Annotated in this window: 21 protein-coding genes and 1 pseudogene; 12 read left to right on the top strand and 10 right to left on the bottom strand. The window is 71.9% G+C overall.

What is annotated here, in order from left to right; all coding sequences use genetic code 11:
• Positions 1-3 precede the first annotated feature (3 nt).
• From ACPA54_RS02025 to iolD, 5 genes are read left to right on the top strand one after another with little or no spacing between them, the layout of a single operon-like run.
• Entirely contained in the window at positions 4-822 is an 819-nt protein-coding gene (locus ACPA54_RS02025) for a 6-phosphogluconolactonase (RefSeq protein WP_423526118.1), read from the top strand.
• A complete protein-coding gene (iolC, locus tag ACPA54_RS02020; protein WP_423526116.1) occupies positions 759-1,931 on the top strand; it encodes a 5-dehydro-2-deoxygluconokinase in 1,173 nt (390 codons plus the stop codon). The genes ACPA54_RS02025 and iolC overlap by 64 nt, the downstream gene beginning before the upstream one ends.
• Positions 1,928-2,824: a Cgl0159 family (beta/alpha)8-fold protein gene (locus ACPA54_RS02015; protein WP_423526114.1), complete on the top strand. Its 897-nt coding sequence runs from the start codon at positions 1,928-1,930 to the stop codon at positions 2,822-2,824. The genes iolC and ACPA54_RS02015 overlap by 4 nt, the downstream gene beginning before the upstream one ends.
• A complete protein-coding gene (iolB, locus tag ACPA54_RS02010; protein ID WP_423526112.1) occupies positions 2,821-3,687 on the top strand; it encodes a 5-deoxy-glucuronate isomerase in 867 nt (288 codons plus the stop codon). The genes ACPA54_RS02015 and iolB overlap by 4 nt, the downstream gene beginning before the upstream one ends.
• Positions 3,684-5,555 carry a 3D-(3,5/4)-trihydroxycyclohexane-1,2-dione acylhydrolase (decyclizing) gene (gene iolD / locus ACPA54_RS02005; RefSeq protein ID WP_423526110.1) on the top strand — a complete coding sequence of 624 codons (1,872 nt, stop codon included), beginning with the start codon at positions 3,684-3,686 and terminating at the stop codon, positions 5,553-5,555. Before iolB ends, iolD begins: the two co-directional genes overlap by 4 nt.
• Positions 5,556-5,798: 243 nt before the next feature.
• Here iolD and ACPA54_RS02000 read toward each other — a convergent pair whose 3' ends face one another.
• The 3 genes from ACPA54_RS02000 to ACPA54_RS01990 form a co-directional block, all read right to left on the bottom strand.
• A complete protein-coding gene (locus ACPA54_RS02000; RefSeq protein ID WP_423526108.1) occupies positions 5,799-6,608 on the bottom strand; it encodes an SAM-dependent methyltransferase in 810 nt (269 codons plus the stop codon).
• 159 nt (positions 6,609-6,767) lie between these two features.
• Positions 6,768-8,189 carry a VWA domain-containing protein gene (locus ACPA54_RS01995; RefSeq protein WP_423526106.1) on the bottom strand — a complete coding sequence of 474 codons (1,422 nt, stop codon included), beginning with the start codon at positions 8,187-8,189 and terminating at the stop codon, positions 6,768-6,770.
• Between the two features lie 72 nt (positions 8,190-8,261).
• Positions 8,262-8,909, bottom strand: coding sequence for a TetR/AcrR family transcriptional regulator (locus ACPA54_RS01990; protein WP_423526104.1), 648 nt, complete (start codon positions 8,907-8,909; stop codon positions 8,262-8,264).
• 182 nt (positions 8,910-9,091) lie between these two features.
• Here ACPA54_RS01990 and ACPA54_RS01985 point away from each other — a divergent pair, with 182 nt between their 5' ends.
• The 3 genes from ACPA54_RS01985 (at position 9,092) to ACPA54_RS01975 (ending at position 12,184) form a co-directional block, all read left to right on the top strand.
• On the top strand, positions 9,092-10,210 hold the full coding sequence (locus tag ACPA54_RS01985) for a DUF1214 domain-containing protein (RefSeq protein WP_423526102.1): 1,119 nt from the start codon (positions 9,092-9,094) through the stop codon (positions 10,208-10,210).
• A 101-nt stretch (positions 10,211-10,311) separates the two neighbouring features.
• Complete coding sequence (locus ACPA54_RS01980; protein ID WP_423526100.1) at positions 10,312-11,535, top strand: sulfotransferase family protein; 1,224 nt, start codon at positions 10,312-10,314, stop codon at positions 11,533-11,535.
• A gap of 403 nt (positions 11,536-11,938) precedes the next feature.
• A complete protein-coding gene (locus ACPA54_RS01975) occupies positions 11,939-12,184 on the top strand; it encodes a YgaP-like transmembrane domain (RefSeq protein WP_423526098.1) in 246 nt (81 codons plus the stop codon).
• A 34-nt stretch (positions 12,185-12,218) separates the two neighbouring features.
• Here ACPA54_RS01975 and ACPA54_RS01970 read toward each other — a convergent pair whose 3' ends face one another.
• Genes ACPA54_RS01970 through ACPA54_RS01960 form a run of 3 tightly spaced genes read right to left on the bottom strand, consistent with a single transcriptional unit; the run spans position 12,219 to position 16,408 of the window.
• Positions 12,219-13,499 (bottom strand): NAD(P)/FAD-dependent oxidoreductase, encoded by a 1,281-nt coding sequence (locus ACPA54_RS01970; RefSeq protein ID WP_423526096.1) that lies wholly within the window; start codon positions 13,497-13,499, stop codon positions 12,219-12,221.
• 38 nt (positions 13,500-13,537) lie between these two features.
• Complete coding sequence (locus ACPA54_RS01965) at positions 13,538-15,190, bottom strand: MFS transporter (protein WP_423526094.1); 1,653 nt, start codon at positions 15,188-15,190, stop codon at positions 13,538-13,540.
• Between the two features lie 45 nt (positions 15,191-15,235).
• Positions 15,236-16,408: a saccharopine dehydrogenase family protein gene (locus ACPA54_RS01960; RefSeq protein WP_423526092.1), complete on the bottom strand. Its 1,173-nt coding sequence runs from the start codon at positions 16,406-16,408 to the stop codon at positions 15,236-15,238.
• 258 nt (positions 16,409-16,666) lie between these two features.
• Here ACPA54_RS01960 and ACPA54_RS01955 point away from each other — a divergent pair, with 258 nt between their 5' ends.
• From ACPA54_RS01955 to ACPA54_RS01940, 4 genes are all read left to right on the top strand, one after another.
• Positions 16,667-17,257, top strand: a complete 591-nt coding sequence (locus ACPA54_RS01955) for a TetR-like C-terminal domain-containing protein (protein WP_423526090.1) — start codon at positions 16,667-16,669, stop codon at positions 17,255-17,257.
• 213 nt (positions 17,258-17,470) lie between these two features.
• Positions 17,471-19,258 carry a DEAD/DEAH box helicase gene (locus tag ACPA54_RS01950; protein ID WP_423526088.1) on the top strand — a complete coding sequence of 596 codons (1,788 nt, stop codon included), beginning with the start codon at positions 17,471-17,473 and terminating at the stop codon, positions 19,256-19,258.
• A gap of 2 nt (positions 19,259-19,260) precedes the next feature.
• Positions 19,261-19,821: a hypothetical protein gene (locus tag ACPA54_RS01945; RefSeq protein ID WP_423526087.1), complete on the top strand. Its 561-nt coding sequence runs from the start codon at positions 19,261-19,263 to the stop codon at positions 19,819-19,821.
• Between the two features lie 123 nt (positions 19,822-19,944).
• Positions 19,945-20,682, top strand: coding sequence for a hypothetical protein (locus tag ACPA54_RS01940; protein ID WP_423526085.1), 738 nt, complete (start codon positions 19,945-19,947; stop codon positions 20,680-20,682).
• A 4-nt stretch (positions 20,683-20,686) separates the two neighbouring features.
• Here the strand turns inward: ACPA54_RS01940 and ehuA are convergent, their stop codons facing one another.
• The 4 genes and pseudogenes from ehuA to ACPA54_RS01920 all read right to left on the bottom strand — a co-directional run.
• Positions 20,687-21,508: an ectoine/hydroxyectoine ABC transporter ATP-binding protein EhuA gene (ehuA, locus tag ACPA54_RS01935; protein ID WP_423526083.1), complete on the bottom strand. Its 822-nt coding sequence runs from the start codon at positions 21,506-21,508 to the stop codon at positions 20,687-20,689.
• 76 nt (positions 21,509-21,584) lie between these two features.
• Positions 21,585-22,247, bottom strand: coding sequence for an ectoine/hydroxyectoine ABC transporter permease subunit EhuD (ehuD, locus tag ACPA54_RS01930; RefSeq protein WP_345674796.1), 663 nt, complete (start codon positions 22,245-22,247; stop codon positions 21,585-21,587).
• Entirely contained in the window at positions 22,244-22,942 is a 699-nt protein-coding gene (gene ehuC / locus ACPA54_RS01925) for an ectoine/hydroxyectoine ABC transporter permease subunit EhuC (RefSeq protein WP_423526081.1), read from the bottom strand. Before ehuC ends, ehuD begins: the two co-directional genes overlap by 4 nt.
• Positions 22,943-22,967: 25 nt before the next feature.
• Positions 22,968-23,253, bottom strand: a pseudogene (locus tag ACPA54_RS01920) (ectoine/hydroxyectoine ABC transporter substrate-binding protein EhuB); the annotation flags it as partial.

Raw genomic sequence — 23,253 nt, 5'->3', positions numbered from 1 at the left:
ACCATGCCAGCCTCCCTTCGCCCGCGCGTCTTCGCCGGCCCCGCCGACCTCGGCCGGGCGCTCGCCGAGGAGATCGCGGACGGAATCGCCAAGGCCGCGGCCGCCGGACACCGCTACGTGCTCGGCTGCCCGGGCGGCCGCAGCCCCAAGCCGGTCTACGACGCGCTCGCCGCGCTGACCGCCGAACGCGGCCTCGACCTGCGGCACGTGGTGATCGCCATGATGGACGAGTACGTGCTGCCGGTCGGTGACGGCTCGTCCGGTGTGTTCGTCGACGTCGACCACACCGCGCACAACTCGTGCCACCGCTTCGCCGCCGACGAGATCGTCGGCCCGCTGAACGCGGCCGCCGGCGAAGGCCGCGGCATCCCCGCGGCCTCGGTGTGGTTCCCCGACCCGGCCGACCCGGCGGCGTACGAGACGCGGCTCGCGGAGAGCGGGATCGACCTGTTCATCCTCGCCTCCGGCGCGTCCGACGGGCACATCGCCTTCAACCCGCCCGGCGCGGCCGCCGACAGCATCAGCCGCGTCGTCGCACTCGCGGACACCACGCGCGAGGACAACCTGGGCACCTTCCCGGACTTCGCCTCGATCGACGAGGTGCCCCGGCACGGGGTGACGGTCGGCGTGGCCACGATCGTCCGGCACTCGCGACGCGCCGTCATGGTCGTGCACGGCGCGCACAAGCGCGAGGCCGTGCGCCGCCTGGCGGCCGCGGGCGGCTACGACCCGGCGTGGCCGGCGACGCTCGTCGTCGAATGCCGCGAGCCGGACCTGTACGTGGATGCGGCCGCGGCCGCGGCCGACGGGGAAACGGCGTGACCGCGCCGCGGTTCGACCTGGTCACGCTCGGCCGGGTCGGCGTCGACCTCTACCCCGAGCAGGTGGGCGTCGGGCTCGCCGAGGTGCGGACATTCGCCAAGTACCTCGGCGGCAGCGCCACGAACGTCGCGGTGGCGGCGGCCCGGCACGGGCTGCGTTCCGCGGTGACCACCGGCGTCGGCGACGACCCCCTCGGCGGGTTCGTCCGCGCGGCGCTGCGCGGCTTCGGCGTCGACGACCGCTTCGTCGTGACGGTGCCGGGCGCGCAGACGCCCGTGGTGCTGTGCGAGATCTTCCCGCCGGACGACTTCCCGCTGTACTTCTACCGGCCCGACGCGCCGGACATGCGGATTCGGGCCGACGACCTGGACGCGGAAGCGCTGCGTGCCGCGCGCGTGGTGTGGGTGACCGGCAGCGGACTGTCCGCCGATCCGTCCCGGACCGCCACCCTCGCGGCGATCGCCGACCGGCCGCGCGACGAGGCCGGCAACGACACCGTGTTCGACCTCGACTGGCGGCCGATGTTCTGGTCCCGCCCGGAGGACGCACCCGCCTGGTACGCCCGTGCCCTGGCACACGCGACCGTGGCCGTCGGCAACCGCGACGAGGTCGAGGTCGCCGTCGGCACCCGCGACCCGGACGAGGCCGCCGACCGGCTGCTCGCCCGCGGCCTGCGCCTGGCCGTGGTCAAGCAGGGCCCGCACGGCGTCCTCGCGCGCACCCCGTCCGAGGAAGTCCGGCTGCCACCCATGCCCGTGGACGTCGTCAACGGCCTCGGCGCGGGCGACGCGTTCGGCGGCGCGCTGGTGTCCGGCCTGGTGGCCGGCCTGCCGCTCGCCCGGACGCTGGAACTCGCCAACGCCGCGGGCGCCTTGGTCGCCGCCCGGCACTCCTGCGCGGACGCGATGCCGACGACCGGCGAACTCGACGAGTTCATCCGCACCGGAGTGGCCCCGCCGGAGGCGCCTGCCGACCGGTCCGTTCCGGCGGCACCTGTTCCCGCGAACCCTGCTTTTGCGGCACCTGTTCCCGCGGCACCTGTTCCCGCGCCGTCGGCCGATATCCCGGCCGCCGCCGCGTCCCGTACCGACAACGGAGGATCCCGTTGAGCACCGAGACCAGCAACGCCATCGCTTCCGTGGTCCGCACCCGGCTGACCGACCCGGCGGCGATCCGCCGGACGGCGGACGCCCGGCCCCGGTTCGCGCGTGAGGGCTTCGCCCGGCCGCTGTTCATCCTCGCCGCGGACCACCCGGCGCGCGGCGCGGTCGCCGCGGGCGGCAACCCGACCGCGATGGGCGACCGGCACGAACTCCTCGCCCGCTGCGCCGAGGCGCTCGCCCGGCCCGGCGTCGACGGTTTCCTCGGCACCCCGGACATCGTCGAAGACCTCATGCTGATGGGGGCGTTGGACGGCAAGCTGGTCCTCGGCTCGATGAACCGCGGCGGCATTCCGGGTGCGACGTTCGAACTCGACGACCGCTTCACCGGCTACGACGCGCGCGGCATCGCCGAGGGCGGCCTGGACGGCGGCAAGGTCCTGCTGCGCGTCGACCCCGCCGAACAGGGCACCGCCGAAACCCTCCTCGGCACCGCGAACGCGGTCAACGACCTCGCCGAGCGCGAACTCCTTGCGCTGATCGAGCCGTTCAAGTCGGTGCGGGAGAACGGCAAGGTCCGCAACGTCCTCACCGCGGACGCGCAGATCTGGGTCAACAACATCGCCGCGGGCCTCGGCCGCACCTCCGCGTACACCTGGCTCAAGGTGCCGGTCGTGGACGAGATGGAGCGCATGATGGCCTCCACCACCATGCCGACGCTGCTGCTCGGCGGCGAGGGCGGCGGCGACGTGGACGCCATGTACGCGTCGTGGCAGAAGGCGCTGGAGATCGAGCACGTGCGCGGCCTGATCATCGGCCGCACGATGCTGTTCCCCCACGACGGCGACGTCGCCAAGGCCGTCGACACCGCGGTGTCGCTGCTCGGGCGGGACGACGCATGAGCCTGCACCTGCGCTACGGCGCCACGGGGTCGGACGGCTTCACGGTGGAGGTGACGCCGGAGGCCGCGGGCTGGGCGTACAGCTCGCTGCGGGTGCTGGAGCTGGCCCCGGGCGGGTCGGCGACGTTCGGGACCGGGGACAGCGAGGCGATCGTGCTGCCGCTGTCCGGCGCGTGCTCGGTGGCGGTCGACGGCAGGTCCTTCGAACTGACCGGTCGTGCCGACGTGTTCGCGCGGGTGACGGACTTCGCGTACGTGCCGCGCGATGCCGAGGTGACCGTCACGTCCGAGGCCGGCGGCCGGTTCGCGCTGCCCGCCGCCCGGTGCGACCGGCGCCTGGAGGCCGCCTACGGGGCCGCGGAGGACGTCTCCGTGGAGATCCGCGGCGCCGGCAGCGCGACCCGCCAGGTGAACAACTTCGCGTCGCCCGACGGCTTTCCCTGCGACCGGCTGGTCGCGGTGGAGGTACTGACGCCGGACGGCAACTGGTCGTCCTACCCGCCGCACAAGCACGATGAGGCACACGACGGCGAAGCCGTTCTCGAGGAGATCTACTACTTCGAGATCGGCGGCAGCCCCGCGGCCGCACCCGGCTTCGGCTACCAGCGCGTCTACGGCTCCGGTGTCGACGAACTGTCGGAGGTCCGGCAGGGCGACGTCGTCCTGGTGCCGCGCGGCTACCACGGGCCGTCGATGGCCGCCCCCGGCTACCCGATGTACTACCTCAACGTGCTCGCCGGGCCGCACGCCGAGCGGACCATGGCCTGCTGCGACGACCCCGACCACCACTGGGTGCGGGACTCGTGGGAGTCCCAGGAGACCGACGCGCGGGTGCCGATGTGCGACGCGTGGGGTGCGCGGTGAGCCGCGGCACGCGGCGGCTGACGACCGCCCAGGCGCTCGTGGCCTTCCTCGCCCGGCAGTACACCGAGCGCGACGGCGTCCGGCAGCGGCTGATCGAGGGCTGCTTCGGGATCTTCGGGCACGGGAACGTGGCCGGGATCGGGCAGGCACTGCTCCAGCAGCCGGGCGATCTGGCGTACCACCAGTCGCGCAACGAACAGGCGATGGTGCACGCCGCCGTCGCGTACGCCCGCACCAAGCGCCGGCTCTCGACGCTGGCGTGCACGACGTCGGTGGGCCCGGGCGCCACCAACATGGTCACCGGGGCGGCCCTGGCGACCGTCAACCGGCTGCCGGTCCTGCTGCTCCCCGGCGACACGTTCGCCACCCGGGTCGCCTCGCCGGTCCTGCAGGAACTCGAACTCCCCTACGCCGCGGACATCTCCGTCAACGACGTGTTCCGTCCGGTGTCGCGGTTCTTCGACCGCGTGTGGCGGCCGGAGCAACTGCTGTCGTCGGCGACGCAGGCGATGCGCGCCCTCACCGACCAGGCCGAGACGGGCGCCGTCACGCTGGCGCTGCCGCAGGACGTCCAGGCCGAAGCGTGGGACTTCCCCGAGGAGTTCTTCGCGGACCGGGTATGGCACATCCGCCGTCCGGCACCGGACGACGCGTCCCTGGGCGCGGCGCTGCGGCTGCTGCGGGACGCCGCGCGTCCGCTGATCGTGGCGGGCGGCGGGGTCGTGCACTCCGACGCGTCGGACGCGCTGGCCGCGTTCGCGGCCCGCACCGGCATCCCGGTCGCGGTCACCCAGGCGGGCAAGGCCGCGCTCCCGCACGGCCACCCGGCCGCGGTCGGAGCGGTCGGCCACACCGGCACGACCGCCGCGAACGCGCTGGCCCGCGACGCGGACGTGGTCATCGGCATCGGCACGCGCTGGCAGGACTTCACCACCGCGTCGCGCACCCTGTTCGCCGACCCCGACGTGCGGTTCGTCAACGTCAACATCGCCGCCTTCGACGCCGCCAAGCAAGCCGGCGTCTCGGTGGTCGCCGACGCGCGTGCCGCGATCGAGGCCTTCGACCGGGAACTCGCCGATTGGCAGGCTCCCCACGTACACCGTTCGCGGGCCGCGGAACTCGCCGCGGACTGGGACCGGGTCGCCCAGGCCGCCATCGACCACGCACACACGCCCCTGCCCAGCCAAAGCGAAATCGTCGGCGCGGCCAACGCGCTGATGGGCCCGCGCGACGTGGTCGTAGGCGCGGCGGGATCGCTTCCCGGCGACCTGCACAAGCTGTGGCGCCCGGCCGACCCGCTGGGCTACCACGTCGAGTACGGGTTCTCGTGCATGGGCTACGAGGTCGCGGGCGGCCTCGGCGTCAAGATGGCCGCACCGGACCGCGAGGTCGTGGTGATGGTCGGCGACGGCTCCTACCTGATGATGGCGCAGGAGATCGCGACCGCGGTCGCCGACGGCATCAAACTGGTGATCGTGCTCGTCGAAAACCACGGCTACGCCTCGATCGGCGCCCTGTCCGAATCCCTCGGCTCCGCGCGCTTCGGCACCAACTACCGCTACCGCGACGCCGAAACGGACCGCCACGAAGGCGGCATACTCCCGGTCGACCTGGCCGCGAACGCCGCCAGCCTCGGCGCCCGCGTCCTGCGGGCAACGACCCTGCCCGAGTTCCGCTCGGCATTCGCCGAGGCCCTGGCAGCGGCGGAAACGACGGTGGTCCACGTCGAGACGGACCCGCGCGTGCCCTCACCGTCGTCGGACGCATGGTGGGACGTCCCGGTCGCGGAGGTGTCGGAGTTGGAATCGACACGAGCGGCACGGGTGGCTTACGAGGAGGCCAAGCGGGGGCAGCGGCCGCTCGTGTGAGGGGGCTGTGGCGCGGGGGTTCCGCGGGGGTAGCGAGGGGGCGGTGAGGGGCGGTGCCCGGTCGGTTGTGAGGGTGATCGACCGGGCACCGACGCCGGGGCCTTGCGGCTCAACGCGGGTTTCGGCCGCGGTTGGCGTCACACGTGACAGTGCACATGCACCAGGAGTGCGTCGCCGGACAGATCGATCAAGTAGCGGGGACTGGTGAGCCCTTCAAGCGGCGTTCTGCGCTCAGCCGCCGGGTCAGGCCCCCGCCGTCCTCCGCAGCTTTCCGATCCCGCCCCACGACACCCGCTGATACGGCGGCAGCGGGTCGGCGATCGGGGTTGCGGGACGCCATGCCGCCAGGGGGACGACGCCCGGTTCGACGAGGTCGAAGCCGGCGAAGAAGGCCTCGATTTCGGCGGAGCTACGGAAGCGGCCGCTGCCGAGGGTGCGGAGCATCAGCTTCTCCATCTCGGCCGCCTCGGGGCCACTCGCGCAGAAATGGGTGAGGTAGAGGTAGCTGCCGGGGGCGACGGCGTCGCGGTAGGCGGCGACGACGCCGTTCGGGTCTTCCGCGTCGCCGAGGTGGTGGATGACGCCGAGCATCAGCAGGGCGATCGGGCGGGAGAAGTCGAGGAGGCCGACGACTTCGGGGCGGGACAGCACGTCGGCGGGGTCGCGCAGGTCGGCGGTGGCGACCTTGGTGTACGGGTTGCTCGCGAGCAGCGCGCGTCCGTGGGCGAGGACGATCGGGTCGTTGTCGATGTACGCGACGCGTGCCTCGGGATTGACCGACTGCGCGATCTCGTGCGTGTTTTCGCCACTCGGCAGCCCGGAGCCCAGGTCGAGGAACTGGTCGATGCCCTGCTCGGCGAGGAACCGCACGCCGCGCCCCATCATCGCGCGGTGCGCCTGCGCGCCGATCCGGGCACCGGGGAGAACCCGCAGCGTCTCGTCGGCTATCGCCCGGTCGACCTCGAAGTTGTCCTTGCCGCCGAGGATCGCGTCGTACACGCGGGCAACGCTGGGTACGGAGACGTCGATGCCCTGGGGATCCCAGTCGCGCATCGGATCGCTCGTCCCCCCGGCCGCCTGCACCGCCGTCCCAGGTGTTTCAGGTGTCTCCAACGCCGTTCCCCCGTCCGCTCGTTGATGGCACGTCAGGGCCGCACCGGAGGCAGAGTAACCGAACGGTCGCACGTACGGGTCCGCGGCGGCGTGTGTCGTTCAGAAGCGGGCGATCCCCGAGGCGGTTGCGGCGGTGAGCCAGTTGGCGTAGGCGGCGAAGAGTTCCGGGAACAGTGCGGGGTCGGTGATGAGGCCGGGCTCGTCGAGGGCGAGGAAGTCGCAGTTGGCGGCGGGGCGTGCGGGGAGGTCCGTGACGACCTGCCGGAGCGTGGTGAAGGCGGTGGGGCCGAGGCCGATGAACTGCCAGAAGACCGGAAGCGCGGCCGCTTCGGTGAGGGTTCGGGCGAGCGGGGCGGAGTCGGTGAGGTCGGAGGCGGTGAAGAAGAGGACCAGGGTGGGGCGGCTGCCGGCGGGGGCGTCGTAGGTGTCGGCGAGTTCGGCGGCGACGCGGGCCTGGTTGGGGATGATGCCGTGGCGGAGCGCGTGCAGGCGGTCGCGCTTGAGCCAGTAGGGGAGTTCGGCGACGGACAGCTTGCGACGTAGGCGGGTATGGCGGTTGACGTACGCCCACACCTCCGCCTCCGCGTCGTCCGCCGCGCAGGCGGCCACCGCGGCGAGGCGTTCGATCAGTGCGGTGATCGCGGCGTGGTTTTCCATGTGCTCCTGGAGCGTGAGGCCGCCCGGCCGGCGCGCCTGGGGCGGCCTGATGATGTCCGCCATGTCGGCCGAGGCGTCCATGGCCACCACGACCCGTGCGCGGAGCCCCGACAGCCCGCAGGCGGCCATGGCCGCGGCGGCATCGCGCTTGCGGTACTCCATCCGCAGCGCGAGGGCGCGGTCGGAGAGGCGGGCGGAGTCCGCGGCGGGAGGGAAGCCGCCGAGGGCGGGGCCGGGCGTCGGCGGGGGTGCGGCGGGGCGTGCGGGCAGCGGGGGAGGCGTCGAGGGGCGGGGTGGGACGGCTGCTGGGGTCGGTGCGTGCGGTGTGGGTGCCGCCGCGTGGGAATCGTCGTCCACCGTCACGCCGTAGTCCTGTGCGAGTCCGGCCAGGCCGGAGGCGTACCCCTGTCCCACGGCGCGGATCTTCCAGGCAGCGCCGCGGCGGTAGAACTCGGCCAGGACCAGCACGGTCTCCGGCCCTGTGGCGGTGACGGCACACGTGGCGGCGAACCCGGCGCCGAGGGCGGTGACTTCGGTGCGGAGGCCGGCGACGTCGGCGAAGGCGCGTCCGTCCGTGGACGCGGCGACGATGACGCGGGCCACGTCCGCGGGCAGGACGTCGAGTGCGACCCGGACGCATGCCTGGCCCGGAGCGTCCGAGGCCGTGCACCGCACCGCGCCGTTGCCCCCGGTCGGCTGGTTGTAGAAGACGAAATCGGCGTCCGAACGCACCTTGCCGTCGGTACCGAGCAGGAGAGCGCACACGTCGACGGCCGGGGCTCCGGGGCGGGCGTCCCAGGTCACCGTCGTCGCGAAGGCGCGTTCCGAGACGGGCGCGTTGGCGCCGGCGGAAAGGGTCAGCATGGCCTCATTGTTCGATCGGCCGCGGCACCCGGAATCCGCTGTCGCGAAACGGTGACACGAAGCGGCCGTGATTCAGGGGTGACCCTGAGCGGAGGGCCTGGGCAGTTCCTGCTGCGCTGCCCGCGAGCCGAACGCCCACGTCAGCAGTTGCGTCAAGTGGGCGGTGATCACCGGGGGTTCCGCCCGGTCCAGGAGCAAGTGCATCGTGATGGCGCCGGTGACGGTCTCCGTGGTGAGGACCGGGTCGATGTCCGGGTGGACTTCGCCGCGGGCTTGGGCGGCGGTGAGCAGGGCGTCGAGGGAGTGGCGGATCGGGGTGATGAGGTGCTTGGACAGGCCCGGCAGGGTGTCGGAGGTGCCGATTTCGGCGAGGAGGCCGCGGACGCCGGCGCGCACGTCCGGGCGGGCCGCGTGGGTGACCATGGCGTCGACCCAGGTGCGGACGTCGTGGTCGAGGGGGCCGGGGAAGGTGCTCGGCCAGGTCGTGGCCTCGGCGGCGAACATGGCTTCGGAGACGAGGGCTGCCTTGGTCGGCCACCAGCGGTAGACGAGCTGCCGGGTCACGCCCGCGCTGCGGGCGACTTCGGCGAAGGTGACGCCGGGGTAGCCGTCCGCGACGAGGATCGCGCGGGTGGACGTGAGGACCGCGCGGTGGCGTTCCAGGTCGCGGGGTCGGCCGGCGGGGCGCGGGCCGCGCGCGGTGCTGTGTTCCTGGGTCACCACGATCTCCCGAGTGTGCGCGCGAAAGGGCCCGGATCGCCCCCGGGCGACGCTACTTGATGCCGGTCGGCGAGCGGAGATTCGGCGCCTCCGGCCCTTCATCTATTTCCATACACCTTGTATGTTAACGCGGCCGGTGGGACACGGCGTGCAACTCGGCGTGCCACGAACAGGAGACGACGATGAGCGAGACGACGGCCTACGAAGCTCTGGAGAGCGTCCGCGCGCTGCGTGAACTGCACGCCGCGATCGGCACCCGGCTCGACGGGGTCCTCGCCGACGCGCGTACCGAGGACGAGGCGGCGCAGGCGGCGCTCATGCTGCTCCGGGTGCTGGCGATGTCCGTCGAGGTGTCCGCGGACGGCCACCCGCGCGCCCCGCACTTCACCCGGATGGACACGCCCGGCCGCAAGGTCGGCGGCGACAATCCGGACGCGGAGTACGACTCGCTCCGGCTGAACGGCGCGCACCGCTACCGGATCCGGGGCAACGCCGGGACCGTCGCGCACCTGAGCATGACGTTCACCGCGGCGGCGGGGGAGCGGCGCAGCACCTTCGACTACCGCAACCAGAGTTCGCTCGGGCTCGACGGCGACGGCGACTTCACGCTGGTGCTCGCGCCGACCGAGCCGAGTGAAGCGGGGACGTGGATCAAGACGCCCGAGGGGCCGTACTCGATCCTCATCCGCCAGTTCATCGGCGACCGTACGCAGGAGAGCCTGGCCACGTACTCCGTCGAGGTCCTGGACGACGCCGAGCAACTCGCGCTGGTCCCGCACCGCGACGGCGAGATCGCCGCCGGGATCCGCGGGGCCACCGGCGCGTTCCGGTTCATGACGTCGCTGAACCGCATGGTGCACCCGGAACTGTTCGACACCCCGCACCAGTTCGTCATCACGAACTCCGACGCCCTGGGCGCCGACGTGAGCGGCATGGACAACCTCTACATGCTCGCCACGTACGACCTCGGCGCGGATGAGGCGCTCGTCGTCGACCTCCAGCCACTCGACGCCGTCTACTGGAACATCGCCGTGATGACGCGGTTCCACGAGACCCTGAACCACCGCAGCCGGCCCACCAGCCGTACCAACGCCGAGGTCACGCCCGAGGCCGACGGCTCGATCCGCCTGGTGCTCACGCACGGCCGCCCCGTCCACCCGAACTGGCTCGACACCGCCGGGCACCGCTACGGCGTGCTCATCCTGCGCTGGGTCGGCCCCCGGGACGCGGTCGTCGACCCGCCGTCGGCCCGCGTGGTGGCCGCCGAGGACCTCGACGCCGTCCTCGACGCCGGACGCTGACCCGCCCCCCAACGCCAGCCCCCCACGCCACGCCACGACGGACGCACGCACGCACGACCGAACGCACGCACGCACGCACGACCGAACGACAGGAGCAGACGATGGCAGACGGCGGGCGGTTCGAGCTGTATCCGCGCCCCGCGTGGGTCCGGCACTTCAACGCGATGGGCGATGCGGCGGGCGGGGCCGAGCGACTGGTCCCGCTGGACGTCGACGCGATGTGCCAGTCCGCCGTCGACTCGACGGGGCTGAGCGACTTCGGCGACCTCGACGGCGACTGGCCGGCCCGGCTCAAGGCGCTGACGGCCGCCATCGACGACAGCGCGAACATGCACGCGTTGGGCCGGCTCATGACGCGCGCCGAGATGATCCGATGTCTGCGCACGCGGCTGTGGGTCACCGAGGACCGGCGCAGGCGGCCGGGTGTCGCCGACGAGCGCATTGCCGCCCCGGTGCTGGTCACCGGCCCGGCCCGGTCCGGCACCTCGCTCCTGCTCGAACTCCTCGACCTCGACCCGGCGTTGCGCGGACCCAACGGCTGGGAGATCGCCGACCCCGGTGCGGTCGGCGGAGGTTCCCGCGAGGAGCGGATCCGCCGGGCCGCGGGCGAGTACGAGCTGTGGGGCGACGTGCAGCCCGAGTTCCTCGCGGTGCACGACCTGAAGGCGGCCTATCCGCAGGAGTGCATCCATGTGCAGATGCCCTCGTTCTCCGGCATGTACTGGCGGATGGCCGCGGACATCCCGGCCTGGGCCCCGGACCCGATGGCGGCGATGAAGTTCCACCGCGCGGTGCTCCAAGCCCTCCAGCACGGGCAGGACCCGGCCACGTGGGTCCTCAAGACGCCCGTCTACCTGGGCACCCTGGACCTGGTCTTCGCGCTCTACCCCGACGCTTGGGTGATCCACAACCACCGCGACCCGGTGAAGACCACCGTCTCCGGAGCGAGCACTCTCGCGACGGTGCGCTGGCTGCGCAGCGACGACGTGGACCCGGCGGCGGTCGGCAGCGACGACGGCATGTGCCCGATCATGCTGAACGTGATGCGGCGGCGCGTCGCGGGCGAACTCCCGGACCGCATCATCGACGTGCACTTCGCCGACCTGCTGGCCGATCCGGCGGGCGCGGTCGAGCGCGCCTACGCCACGATGGGCCGCGAGTTCACCGGCGCTCACGCCGACGCCATCCGCCACTACGTCGCCAACCGCCCGCAGGGCGCGCTCGGCACGCACCACTACACGGCCGAGCAGTTCGGCATCGACAAGGCCGCCTTGCGGGAGCGGATGCGGCCGTACACGGACCACTACGGGATCCGGCTGGAGTGACGCCGCAGCCCCCGCGCCGAGGGATGGAGGCACGGGGGCTGGAGGTACGTGTCCGGCGTCGCGGGGCGCGGGGGCCGGAGCGTGCGGGCTACCCGGTCCGCCTCGTCGGCGGCGCGTCACGACCAGCGGTGCTGTGCCCGGCGTGCGGACTGCCGCACCGGCTGTGGCCGGCCAGGCAGCAGGCATCGCCGCACCGGCTGCGGCCGGCCACGTGGCAAGCATCTGCGCGCCGCCGCCGGCCTCCCGCGCGGGTTCTCCGCTCGACGGCCTGCCTGCGCGGCGTTCCGCTCCTTCGACCCGCCCACCGCCATGCCGTATGCTCGAAAATACCTAGGGGGGTATTTTTCACCACTGTGGTTCGAGCACCGTGGCCGGGCCCCGCGCCCGCCGTCGAGGAGTGAGCATGCGCCGATTCGTTGTCTTCATGGGTGGCCACAAGGGCCGGGTCATCCGCGCGGGGATGGGGCTGGCCATGATCGCCGCCGGTGCGAGCGCCGGCGGCGGCTGGTGGGCGCTGGCCGCCTTCGGCGTCCTTCCGCTCGCGACCGGCGTCCTGGACCTTTGCCCCGTCGCCCCGCTGATGCGGCTGCCGGTGGCGGGCAAGGCGTTCCGCGTGTGCACGGTGACGGAGGGACGCGCGCGTCGGTGACCCCGACGGGGGCGGCGTCGCCGGGGCCGGGCGCCTACCCCGCGGGGTCGAGCCACCGGGCCGCGAACAGCTCCCGGGGCAGCCCGTCCCGCCAACCGCCGGTCGCGGCGAGGTGTGCGGTCAGGCGGCCGACCTCGTCGGCGGCCATGACCCCCCGTTCGCCTTCGGTCGCGACCACGAGCCCGTCGTCCACCACGTCGATGTACGGGTGCAGGCTGTGGTTGGCGGACACCAGGCAGGGACGGGTGTGCGCGGCGCCGAAGGCCTTGTCCGGCATCAGTTCGGCGAGCAGCGCCCGCGCGGTGCCGATGTCCCCGGGGACCCCGCCGGTCCGCACCCACGCGCCGATGTCGGCTGCGGTCGTCAGCGGGTTGGCGAGGACGCTGTCGCCTGCGCACTTCACGTACCACTTGCCGTCGGGGTAGCGCAGGGGCGGCATGACGATCCCGCCGTACGCGACACCCCGGGCGCCCGCCTTGAGGTACATGAGGCCGGGATACCCGTCGAACTCCGCCGGGTCGGCGACCTCCACCAGGGTCACCGTCGCGCCGAACACCTCCATCGCCAGCGGGCGCGGCAGGAAGCCATTGGTGTTGGTGGACGCGCCGGTGGCCACGATCACCGTCCCGGCGCTCCACCGCTGCCCGCCACGAGTCGTCACCGCGCGGCGGCCGGACGTCGACGGACCGACGTCGACTACCGAGTCCCGTACCAGGACGGCTCCGGCGGCGCTGGCCGCGGCCAGTTCGGCTCGGGTGAGGTCGCGCGGGTTGACGATCAGCGCGTCGTGCTGGCGCACGCCGACGTGGCCGGCTTCGAAACGCAACTTCGGGTATGCCGCGGCCAGTTCCGCACCGCCGAGTCGCTGTACGTCCTTGCCGAGGTCCCGTGCGTTGGCGACGAACCGGTCGGGGTCGAACCACGCGGCCAGTTCGGGATCGTCGATCCCTTCCGGCATGACCGCGACCGACTCGATCGCATGGGTGAACGACACGCCGGTGCGGTCGGCGAGGTCCGCGAAGCGGCGTACCGAGCGCAGCGCCATGAGCGTGGTGGCGAGCGGTACTTCGAGGACGTGGCACAGGCGCCCTTGGTCGTAGTGCCCGGCCCACACGCCGTCGTGGTCGGCGAAGCCGGCGGGCTCCTCCGGGCCCACGACCAGGACGGATGCACCTTGTTCGGCGAGGTGGCGGGCGGTCGCCGAGCCGATCGGGCCGGCGCCGACGACGACGGCGTCGTAATGGGGACCGACGTCGTCAAGGGCATCGGCGCCGTCAAGAGGACCGGTGTCGTCAAGGGGATCGGTGACAGGCAAGACACGTGCCTTTCGGTGGGGAGGGGCCGTCCCGGAGGTCAGGCGTTCTCGAGCTTCGCGGGCGCGACGGGCAGGTCCGCGGACTGGCCGCCGGTCGCCGGGGTGCGTCCGGACTTCATGAACAGGCTGATGCCCAGGGCGATGACACCGGCGACGGCGGCGGCGAAGAAGCCGGCGGTCCATCCGCTGTCGGTGAAGACCTGGTCGATGTCGAAGGTCGACACGTGTCCGGTCCCGTCGTCCATCGACGCCCGGTAGGGGTGCGCGGCGAGGATGGACGTGAGGATGGCGGTGCCGAACGCGGCGCCGAACGACTCCGCGAGGGTGAGCATTCCGGCGGCGATGCCTTGCTGTTCCTCGGGCACGGCCTCGATGACGAGGTTGTTGTCGGAGCCGTAGTAGAGGCCGGTGGCGAGGCCGAAGACGATGCCGATCGGCAGCAGGATCTGCCACGAGCCGTGGAAGAAGCCGTACAGGCCCATCGCCGCGGTCATCAGCAGCAGCGACCACACGTAGGGCAGACGCAGGCCGCGCTTCTTGCCGATGACGCCCGCGGCGGGGCCGGACACCATCGAGGGCACGGTCTGCCAGGTCATGAGGTGCACGGCCAGCGCGGTGAGGCCGAAGCCGAGCGCGTACGAGATGTCGCCGTGGAAGGTGATCGCGGGGGCGATCTGGTCGGGTGTGGTCCCGGCCTCTTGGGCGACGCCCGCGACGACGGCATCGTTGACGACCTTGCCGTCGGTCTGCGCCATGTACGCGAGTGCGTAGCCCTGGATGCCGACCATGATCTGGGAGAACAGGCCGATGGCGAGCAGCAGCGAGACCTTCGGCGCTTTGAGGAGGTCGGGGTCGATGATCGGGTCCTTGGCGCGCCGTTCCCAGGCCGGGAAGACCAGGAGCAGGGCGACGCCGCCGGCCGCGTACCCCCACGCGCTCGGCCGGCTCCAGCCCCAGACCTGGCCTTCGGAGATGTAGAGCAGGATGAGCGCGGCCCCGGCGCCGAGGAGGACCGAGCCGATCCAGTCCAGCGACTGCCCGACGCGCACGTCGCTCTCCGGGACACACAGGGCGACCAGCGGCAGCAGGAGCGCCGTGTAGACGACGAGGAACCAGAACATCGAGCGCCAGCCCCACGTGTCGCTGAGCCAGCCGCCGAGGAACGGGGTCGCGAGGGACGAGACGCCGATGCCGGTGGCGAGGGCGCCGACGGCGATGGTCACGTACTTGCGCGGCAGGATGTCGCGCAGCAGGCTCGCGGCCACGGCGGTGATGGCGAACGACGTGGACTGGAAGGCCCGTCCGACCAGGAACAGGGTCCAGTCGTGCGTCGTCGCGCAGACCACAGAGCCGACCAGGAACAGCAGCATGCCGCCGACGAGCAGCAGCCGCTTGCCGAAGAGGTCCCCGAGTTTGCCGATGATCGGCGTGGTGGCGCCGCCGACCAGGCCGATGATGATGACCATCCAGCTCAGATCGCTGCCGACGGACGGGAACGAGTGGCCGATGCGCTCGGTCGCGGTGGCGACGAGTGTGTACTGCATCGGCGCGACTTCGGTGGCGAGGACGATGAGCAGGACTACGGCCCACATGCGGGCGCGGGCGTCCTCGGGGAGGCGACCTCGGCCGCCGGGCCGCGCGGGCTCGGGTGCGTCGGGTCTGGAACCGGGGTGGTGCGCTGGTGCGGGCATGGCGGAACCCCTCGGGAGGCGGACGCAGGGCGGGAGGGAAGCGGGTCAGACCATCCGGGCGGTCTGCTCGACGCGCATGGTCAGCGTGTTGCCGAGCTGCGGCAGGACCTCGCGCAGGAACGGCTCGGGGTCGAAGCACGCCTCGGGGGCGAGCACGCCGGTGCGGTCGACTTCGCCCTTGATCAGGCGGTGCAGGAAGGCCGCCGCGGGGATGGCCGTCGTGTCGGCGCCGTCGGCCAGGTCCAGTTCGGCCATGTCGGTGTGCGACTCGACGGTCACGACGGCCGGTGCGCCGTCGATCTCTCCCTCGGCGCGTATGTGGAACACGGCGATCAGCGGGTCGCCGGAGACGTCGATCTGCACGGCCGCTTCGCCTTCCGCCGAGCAGAAGTGCCGGGCGGTGTAGGCCTGCGGCGACATCGGCATGCCGTCGCCGCGCTCGGGGCCGAGCAGTCCGAGCGCGCCGAGGTTCCGGTAGATCGCGTTGCCTTCCTCCTGCCACCAGGTGAAGCGGCTGGTGGCTTCCTTGAGGCCGGGGACGAACTTCGGGAGGGTGAGCGGCTCGGCGTGGCCGAAGTAGCCGAACTCCCGGTTGCCCAGCGGCGGGAGGAGCGGGAACGTGCGACGGTCCGCCCAGGCCGGGACCTTGCGGTACTCGCCGTCGAGGAACTGGGTGACCTCGCCGCTCAGCGAGTGGAACATGTGCTCGAGGATCGTCGCGCCGAGGTTGGCGACGAACGGCAGCCCGAGGACGACGTGCACGGCGTCGGCGCGGTCGAGGCGGTCGCACGCCATGCGGGCCATGAGATTGGTCGTGCCGGGCGCGGAGCCGCAGCCGGTCAGGACCGTGACGCCCGCGGCGCGGGCCCGCTCGTCGTACCGGTTCTGCGTCACGAGTGCTTCGGCGACGTCGAATTCGTCGCAGATGTCGATGTAGTGCGCGCCGGCGTCGACGGCCGCGTCGATGATCGGCAGGGCGAAGCGGTAGAAGGGGCCGACGCCGTTGAACACGACGTCCGCGCCTTCCAGCACCTTGGCGAGGCTGCCGGGGTCCGTCGCGTCGAACACCTCGGCGCGGGCGCCGGTCCGGGCGGCGAGGCCGCGGGCCGCCGTCTCGTCGATGTCGGCGACGACCAGCTCGTCGATTTCGGGGAAGGCGGCGGCGCGGTCGGCGACGCGGCCGGCGACCGAGCCGCAGCTGAGGATGACGACCTTCATAGTGAAGTCCTTTGCTGTGTCAGGTTCTTGGTATGCGAAGGCAAGCGCGCAGGGATGACCGACGCCTGCCGGTCGAGGTGCGGCGGTGGGGTTTCGTGCGGGAGGGCCTGGCGTCGGCGCGGGGACGGCGGGAGTGGCACTCCGGCGGGGCCTGGGCTGTGCGGTGACGCGCCGGGTTCGGGTGGCCCGGCATGATGCACATGGTGGAGCCGCCACCCCGTTAAAGTCAACAGTGTGACCCTTTAGAAGGTGGTGGGGATGTCAGAGGAGACCACGCCGCGCGAACGCGTGCGCTCCGGCGGGCGCAGCGAGAAGGTCCGGCAGGCGGTGGCGCGGACCGTGCTCGACCTGCTCGCCGAAGGCGTCGTCGACTTCGGCGTCAGCGACGTCGCCGTCCGCGCCGGCATCAACCGCAAGACGGTCTACCGGTGGTGGCCCACCTATACCGACCTGGTCCGCGAAGCGCTGGGCGAACACTCCGGAGGCGTCGAAGTCCCCGACACCGGATCGTGGCCCCGGGATCTCCGGCTCCTCGCCGAACGCCTGTCGGTGTTCTTCGCCAGCCCGGTGGAGGTCAGCACCAGCGCCATGATCGCGGGCCGCCGCGAACCCGAACTCAAGGCGTTGATCCTCGAACACTTCGAACCGGTGCAGGAGCAGTGGCGCGAGGTGGTCGCCCGGGGGATCGCCCGCGGCGAGGTGGACCCGGCCTGCAGTCCGATCGCGGTCATGAACATGCTGGTCAGCCAGCTGATGATGGCGCCGCTGATGCTCTACCGGCCGATGGCGGAGGACGAGATCGAGGCGCTGGTGGAGCTGGTCGTGCGGGCTACCCGGCCGATCGGATAAAGCGCGCAGAAAATACCGCAGGGAATTTGACAAATCGATGGCGGGTGTGTCTTCGAATGGCCATTGACAAAGTCGCCCGCAGGTGGCTCGGGTATATTTGACAAGGCTGAATTTCCCTGCCCTCGGCGGTAGTTGGATGCGCGATTGACAAACTTGTGAATATTGCCTACGGTCCCGGTCTCCATGTATTCGAGGATCGTTCCGGGGGTATTTATGGCAGTGGCGCCAACGTTGTCGGAAAGCCAGGCCACCTATCTGCCCGGTCGGCATATGTTCGCGCTGTGGAGCTGGTCCGGACGTGCCGTGGGGACCGCTCCGGGGGTCGGGGACGTCGACACCGTGGCGCTGGTCGTGCCGACCGCGGACCTCGGCGGGTTCGAGGTGGCCGACGTGCCCTGCGTGCTGGTGGAGCCGGACGCGCTCGTCGACGCACCGCTCGACGCGCCCGGCCGGTCGGTGGAGGTCTGGCGGGAGCGGATCGCGGGCGGCGAACCGGCCCTGCCGCTCGCCGCGCACGCGGTCCCCGACGCGACGGGCGTCGCCGTGGTGTCGGCGGAGCACGCCGCGGCCGTATTCCGGCAGACCGACGCCACGGCGCGCGAACTGGCCGGCACGCTGGAGGCGAAGCTGCGGCCGTACCAGGTCCGCGGTGTGGGGTGGCTGCGCGAGACCCTCGCCGCGCACGGCGGCGCGGTTCTCGCCGACGAAATGGGCCTGGGCAAGACCCTGCAGACCATCGGCCACCTCGCCGCCGAAGCCGAGGACGGGCCGCAGCTGGTGGTCTGCCCCACCACCCTGGTCGGCAACTGGGCCCACGAGATCGCGCGTTTCGCACCCGGCTTGCGGACGGCCGTCTGGCGAGGCGGACCGCTCGAACCGGCGGACCCCGGGACGGTCGTGCTCACCGGCTACCCGACGCTGCGCCTGCACAGCGCGGCCATGGCCGGACACCACTGGGCCACCGCGGTGTTCGACGAGGCACAGGTCCTCAAGAACCCCCGCACACAGATCTCCAAAGCCGCACGGAGCATCGCGGCGGACGCCCGCATCGCCCTGACCGGCACCCCCGTCGAGAACCGCCTCGACGAACTGTGGGCGCTGCTGAACCTGGTCGCACCGCACCTGTTCGGGCACCGGACGCAGTTCCGGCGCCGCTTCGCCCGGCCGATCGCGGAGGGCTCCGCGGCCGCCGCGGCCCGGCTGCGCGGGGTGATCGAGCCGGTCGTGCTGATGCGGAAGAAGGCGCAGGTCGCCAACTCCCTGCCCGCCAAGCTCCACGCCGATCTGCTCTGCGACCTCACCGAGGAACAGCAGCAGGTGTACGACCGGCTGCTGGAGCAGGCGATCGACGACGGCTTCGGCAGCGGGGTCCGGCGCCAGGCCCGGGTGCTGGCGGCCTTGACCGCGCTCAAGCAGGTCTGCAACCACCCGGGCCTGGTCACCGGCGACCTCGGTGAGCTGGCCGGACGCTCGGGAAAGCTCGATCTCTGCACCGACATCGTGGCCAACAACCTCGATGCAGGGGCGCCGACCCTGATCTTCACCCAGTACCGGCAGACCGGCGAACTGCTGGTGCGCCACTGCGCCGAACAGTTCGGCCTGGCCGTGCCGTTCTTCCACGGCGGCCTGGACCAGGACCGCCGGAACGCCATGGTCCGGGAGTTCCAGGCCGACGACGGCCCGGAGGTGCTGGTGCTCAGCCTGAAGGCCGGCGGCACCGGGCTCACCCTCACCCGGGCCGCCGACGTCGTCCACTACGACCGATGGTGGAACCCCGCCGTCGAAGCGCAGGCCTCCGACCGCGTCCACCGGATCGGCCAGACGCGCACCGTCACCATCACCACGCTCACCACGGGGACCACCGTCGAAGAGCACATCGCCGCCATGCACGCGCGCAAGTCCGCGCTCTCCGACGTCACCGACATGTCCGGCGTCGCCGAACTCGCCCGCATGGACGACGACCACCTGATCGCGACGCTGCGCAGGAAGCGGGACAACTGACCATGCCCGACAACGACTTCGGCTACACGGTGTGGGGCAGGGACTGGGTCCGGCTCGCCGAGCCGCTGAGCCAGACCCGCCCGGACCCGCAGCTGCCGCGCGCCCGCCGACTCGCCCGCGACGGCCACGTGGAGGCCGCGATCGACGGCGGCACCGTGCGCGCCGTCGTGCGGCACGGCCGCCACACCCTGGCGACCGACATCGAGGTCGCACCGATGCCGCGGGAGGCGTCGGCCGAGATCTCCCGGCGCCTGTCCGGCGGTCAGCCGGTGCTCACGGAAGAGCTGTACCGCGCCGTCGCCGCGGCGGGGCACCCGCCCGCACCGCAACTCGTGCGCGTCGCATGCTCCTGCCCGGCGGACGTCCCGCGCTGCGTGCACGTGCTGGCCGTCTACTACGACATGGCCCGCCGCATCGACGACGACCCGCGGATCGCGCTGGAGGCCCGGGGCTTCTTCCGGGTACCGCCCGAGACCGCCAAGGTGTCCGCGACGGCGACGCCCCGGCAGTGGGTCGCGCTGAACGCCCTCGACCCGAGGGAGTACTTCACGGGGGCCGGGTAGCCGGCCTCGGGTGTCGTACGTGCCCCGCAGCCCGGAGGACAGCCGGCCGGGCGGCCTTCCCGGACGGCTTCCGCGCGACCGCGGCGGCCACCGGTGGGAAACTGGAGTCATTCATCGTGGTGCGTGAACGCACCGGACTTCGGCCGGGCGATGGGCATGGTGCGAGCTGGGCAGGGCTACTTCTTCCGCGGTTTCCGGCGATGGCCGGTGATCGCCGGGCTGTTGGCGGTGCTGGGTATGCTGACGGCAGGCTCCACCGGCTACGTCGCCGCCGCACCCGGCGTGAGCGCCCCGGCATCCGATCCGGGCGCGCCGACGGCGGCCGAGATGCAGGCGGCGCTTCTGACGGCTGCGGATCTGGGCCCGCCGTTCACGCCCCAGACGTCCACCGGCGGCACCTCCGCGACGACGGTGACCGGTTGTGAACCCCTGGCCGGCATGCTGAATGCTCCGTCCGGCCCCGAGGGGACCCAGGCCGAGGCGGAGTTCACCGCAGGCGACCAGGGGCCCTACCTCGCGGAGACCTTGGCCACCACCCCCGACCAGGTCGCGTTGGCCAACGGCTACGAGCAACTGCGGGCCGCGGTGGCCCAGTGCCGCTCGCTGACGTTCCACAGCGAGGGATCCGCCGTGCTGACCTTCGACGGCACCCCGATGGACTTCGGCGGCCCCGGGTCGGCCGCACTGCGGCTGGACGGCACCTATCAAGGCATCCAGATCAACGGCTACGTGGCCGTCGAGAAGCTCGGCCCGGTGATCCTCGGCTACGTCTACTTCCAGGTGGGAAGCGGATCCTCGCAGCTTGCCGTGGCCTACTACACGCAGGCGGCGGCGAAGGCCCGTCCCTTGTCGGCCGGATGAGCGCTCACGCCTCGTCGAGCACCGACTTCAGGAACCGCCGGGTCCGTTCGTGCTGCGGGTCGCCGAAGAGCTGCTCGGGTGAGCCGGATTCGACGATTTTGCCGTCGCAGAACATCAGGACGCGGTTGGAGACGTCGCGGGCGAAGCGCATGGCGTGCGTGACGCAGAGCATGGTGACGTCGGTGGTGCGGGCCACCTCGCGGAGGACGTCGAGGACTTCGGCCGCGATCTCCGGGTCGAGCGCCGAAGTGACCTCGTCCAGCAGCAGGATGTCCGGCTGTACGGCCAACGCGCGGGCGATGGCCACGCGTTGCTGCTGGCCGCCGGAGAGCTGCGAGGGGTAGGCATCGAGTTTGTCGCGCAGGCCCACGAGTTCGAGGAGGGACGCGGCGCGTTCCTCGGCTTCGGCCTTGGGGACGCCGTGGGCGCGGACCGGGGCTTCGGTGACGTTGCGCAGCACCTTCATGTTCGGGAAGAGGTTGAACTGCTGGAACACCATGGTGATCCGGCTGCGCATGGCCCGGATGTGCTTGTCCGACGCGGGGACGAGCCGGTCGCCGCGCTGTTCGTGGAACAGGGGCTCGCCGTCGATCCGGACGATGCCGTTGTCCGGGCGCGTCAGGGTCATCAGCATGCGCAGGATGGTGGTCTTGCCCGAGCCGCTGGGGCCGATGAGCGTGACGCGTTCGCCCGGTGCCACGTCGAAGCACAGGTTGTCGAGCACGGTCTGGTCGCCGAAGCGCTTTTCGACGTTCTCGAACGCGACGATGGCGGTCGACGGCTGCTTGCTCTCGTCTGCCGCTTCGGCGGCTGCGGTCTCCGTCATCGGGAGTCCTCCTGTTCCGGGGCGTGCGGGTCGTCTGTCCGTTCCGGGTGCGGGGGCTCGTGCTCCCGGACGCGGCTCATGTCTGCCTCACCAGGCCGAAGCGGCGTTCGACGAGCTTCGCCAGGCCGGACATCACGAGCGTGACGACGAGGTAGAAGAGGCCCGCCATGGTGAACGGCTCCAGCGTGCGGAAGGTCTCCGCGTTCAGCTCGCGGGCGGTGGAGAACACCTCCAGGACGGTGATGGCGATGAGCTGCGGGGTGTCCTTGAACATCGCGATCAGGTAGTTCGCGAGGGCCGGGATCACCCGCGGTACGGCCTGCGGCAGGATCACCGAGGTCCACACGCGCCGCCGCGGCAGGTTCAGCGCGGTTGCCGCCTCCCACTGGCCGGCGGGCACGTTGTCGATGCCGGAGCGGAACACCTCGGAGGTGTACGTCGCGTAGTGGATGCCCAAGGTCACCGCACCGACCGTGAGCGGCTCCCAGTCGAGGCCGATCGTCGGCAGGACCGAGAACATGAAGAACAGCTGGACGAGGAGCGGCGTCGAGCGGACGAACTCCGAGACCAGCGCGATCGGCACCGCCACCAGGCGGTGGCGCGAGCGCCGCAGGAGCGCGAGACCGAGCCCGAGGGCGAGGGCGATCAGGTAGCCGTATGCGGTCGCCTCAAGCGCGACCTTCATGCCGTCCCACAGGTCGGGGACGATGTCCCAGGCGTAGTCCCAGTCCCAGCTCATGCCGTCGCCTCCGCCCGTCGCAGCATTCGTCGCAGCATCCCCGGCTCGGGGACGCGGCCCAGCGAGCGCACGGCGCGCCGCTCCAGCAGGCGCATGAGCGCGGTGAGCACCAGCGCGATCACCGCGTAGCCGAAGAGCAGGCCGGTGAAGACCAGCGTGGTCTCACCGGAGGACATGCGGATGAGCTGGCCGTTGAAGGTCAGGTCGGGGATCGACACGATCGACACCGCGGCGGACGCCTTCAGCAGTTCGATGAGGTTGTTGCCGAGGGGCGGCAGCATCGCGACGTAGGCCTGCGGGACCTCGACGTAGCGGATGCGCTGCCACCGCGACAGGTTGAGGGCGATCCCGGCCTCGGTCTGCCCGGGAGGCACCGCCTGGATCGCGCCGCGGACGACTTCCGCGGCGTAGGCGCCCATGTTGAGGCCGAGTGCGAGCATGCCCGCCCACAGCGGCGCGAGCTGCCAGCCGAGCGCGGGCAGGGCGAACACGAACCAGAACGCCAAGACCAGCACCGGCAGGCCGCGGAAGACCTCGATGTAGCAGCCGGCCAGGAAACGCACCGGGCGATGGCCCCGTGTGCGGGCGATGCCCGCGACCAAGCCGAGCAGCAGCATGATCCCGGTGCCGCCGAGGGTCAGGTAGATGGTGTTGAGGGCGCCTTCGAGCAGGAGCCTGAGCTGTCCGGAGGTCATTTGTGTGCCTCCCCGCTTCGTCGGGTCATCCCTGGCACACCTTCTCCGCGGTCAGATCCGGAGCCGGCACGTCGTCCTTGGTGAACCCGAACGGCTGCTGGATGCGCAGCAGGTCGCCGCTGTCGCGGAGCACGTGCAGTTCGCGGTTGAACGCTTCGACGAACCCGGTCTGGTCCGGCCGCACCGCGAACGAACCTGCCGCGGCCAGGAATTCCTGGCCGTCGACGATCGGCCGGTAGGGCGGGGTGACCTCCAGGTTCAGGCCGGACCGCTGCTTCAGCCCCCAGCGCAGCGAGATCGAGGTCAGCGCC

Origin of the sequence: Uniformispora flossi, assembly GCF_049534875.1 — a bacterium.
Lineage (GTDB): Bacteria > Actinomycetota > Actinomycetes > Streptomycetales > Streptomycetaceae > Yinghuangia > Yinghuangia aomiensis.
The sequence above is the reverse complement of the archived record's forward strand: the minus strand, read 5'-3'. Positions and strand labels throughout refer to the sequence as shown.